2 protein-coding genes are annotated in these 2194 nt (G+C 73.4%); one reads left to right on the top strand and one right to left on the bottom strand.

The window, feature by feature from the left end:
• Positions 1–430, bottom strand: a 430-nt coding sequence (locus tag FRW57_RS20645) for a PucR family transcriptional regulator ligand-binding domain-containing protein (protein WP_203230459.1), incomplete at its 3' end; no start/stop codon positions are given.
• 202 nt (positions 431–632) lie between these two features.
• Here FRW57_RS20645 and gabT point away from each other — a divergent pair.
• The gene (gene gabT / locus FRW57_RS20640; protein WP_152186939.1) at positions 633–2036 is read left to right on the top strand and encodes a 4-aminobutyrate--2-oxoglutarate transaminase; all 1404 of its coding nucleotides are present in this window, start codon (positions 633–635) and stop codon (positions 2034–2036) included.
• Positions 2037–2194 lie beyond the last annotated feature (158 nt).

The raw sequence follows: 2194 nt of genomic DNA, 5'->3' as shown, positions 1-2194 counted from the left end.
GCACCAGCGCGCGGTGCGCACCGAGGGCGGCGCTCAGCCGCTGCTCGCCGGTCCGGGCCAGCAGACCCCAGTAGGTGCGCGCTACGGCGAGGAACGGCGTCGCCGGCGGCACCACGAACAGCGGTACGCCCTCCGCCGCGCACGCGTCCGGCAGATCCGGCGGCACCTCGTCGTGCACCGGACCAAGGCCGAGGCCGAGGCCGGCGACCCCGCGTCGGCGCAACCGGGCGGCATACGCCCTGGTCTGCACACCGCGCCCGACCAGCGGCATGCCGGTCGTGAGCAGCAGCTCGCCGCCCTCGAGGAACGGTGTCGGGTCGGCCAGCTCGCTCACGTGCACGCCGGTGACCTGCGTGGCGGGCACGCGCGCGCCGGCATACGGCTCGAGGCGGCCACCGAGGGCAGCACAGAGCGCGACCAGGTCGGGCACGAGGGCTCCTCTGGGACAGATCGTCCAGGTTCGGCGGTTTCTGGTCAGATCATATGAGGTATGACGAGCCGGTGCCGCTTATCGTGCGAAGTGCCGTCCGTCCGGGCGGTGCCGCACGCCCAGCAGTCGCGCAGGTCCACCGCCCCGGTGCCGACGCCGGGTCCAGCAGCCGTCAGCAGTCTTCAGAGGTTCAGGAGCAGCCATGTCCGTCGCCGAATCCACCGCCACCTCCGACAGCACCCGTGGTGAGCCGGGGGCCGCCACGGAGTCGGAGCCGGGCCAGCCCGAGCAGCGTCGCATCCTGCGCACCGAGGTGCCTGGTCCGCGGTCCCGGGAGCTCCAGCAGCGGCGCACCGCCGCGGTCCCGGTCGGCATGGGCGTCGTGCTCCCGGTCTTCATCGAGCGCGCCGGCGGGGGTGTGCTGGTCGACGTGGACGGCAACCACCTGATCGACTTCGCGTCGGGCATCGCGGTGACCAGCGTCGGCGCGAGTGCGCCCGAAGTCGTCTCGCGGGTCCAGGAGCAGGTTGCGCGCTTCACCCACACCTGCTTCATGGTCACCGAGTACGACGGCTACGTCGCCGTCGCGGAGAGACTCAACGCCCTCACGCCGGGCGACCACGACAAGCGCACCGCGCTGTTCACCACCGGCGCCGAGGCGGTCGAGAACGCCGTCAAGGTCGCGCGCCACGCGACCGGCCGCACCGAGGTCGTCGTCTTCGACCACGCTTACCACGGCCGCACCATGATGGCGATGGCGATGACCGCCAAGGAGATGCCCTACAAGGCAGGCTTCGGCCCGTTCCCCGGCCACGTGCACCGGGCGCCCTTCCCCTACGTGCTGCGTTGGCCGACCGGGCCGGAGAACGCGGCGGCCGAGGCGCTGGCCGCGCTCGAGGAGCTGCTGGAGGAGGTCGGGCCGCAGGAGGTCGCGGCGATCGTGGTCGAGCCGGTGCAGGGCGAGGGCGGCTTCATCGTGCCGGCGCCGGGGTTCCTCGCCGGGGTGCAGGAGGTCGCGAAGCGGCACGGCATCGTCTTCGTGGCCGACGAGGTGCAGGCCGGTCTCGGCCGCACCGGGACGGTCTACGCCTCCGAGTTCGAGGGGATCGTGCCCGACCTGGTCTGCTCGGCCAAGGCGCTCGGCGGGGGCCTGCCGCTGTCGGCGGTCACCGGGCGTGCCGAGCTCATGGAGGCGGTGCACGCCGGGGGTCTGGGTGGCACCTATGCCGGCAACCCGGTCGCCTGCGCGGCCGCGCTCGGCGCGCTGTCGATGATCGAGGAGGGTGGTCTGCTCGAGGCCGCCCGGCACATCGAACAGGTCGCGCGGGGCGTCCTGGAGCCGCTCGCGCAGGAGGTCCCCACGATCGCCGAGGTGCGGGGACGCGGGGCCATGTTGGCGATGGAATTCGTGCGGCCCGGCTCGCTCGAGCCCGCGCCCGAGGTGGCCAAGGCCGTGGCGGCGCGTTGTCACGAGCAGGGGGTGGTGGTGCTCGTCTGCGGCACCTACGGCAACGTGATCCGGCTGCTGCCGCCGCTGGTGATCGGCGACGAGCTGCTCGCCGACGGGCTCGCGGTCCTCGCCGAGGCCGTGCGCGAGGCATCATGAACCCATCGCACGACGCAGGAGGCCAAGGATGACCACGACGCTGCCGACCGACGCGGTGGACACCAGCCGTGACCCCCGGACCGGCGCTGCCCGCGGCGAGGTGCCGCACACCGACCCGGTGCAGGTGGCCCGGCTGGTGATGGCCGCCGGCGCGGTCG

This window comes from Segeticoccus rhizosphaerae (genome assembly GCF_009192725.1).
Lineage (GTDB): Bacteria > Actinomycetota > Actinomycetes > Actinomycetales > Dermatophilaceae > Segeticoccus > Segeticoccus rhizosphaerae.
Note: the sequence above shows the minus strand (reverse complement) of the source record. Positions and strands in the feature narration are given on the sequence as shown.

Excerpts from the sequence above, each read along its gene's own strand:
- gabT (WP_152186939.1), top strand. The coding sequence starts at position 633 with ATGTCCGTCGCCGAATCCACCGCCACCTCCGACAGCACCCGTGGTGAG.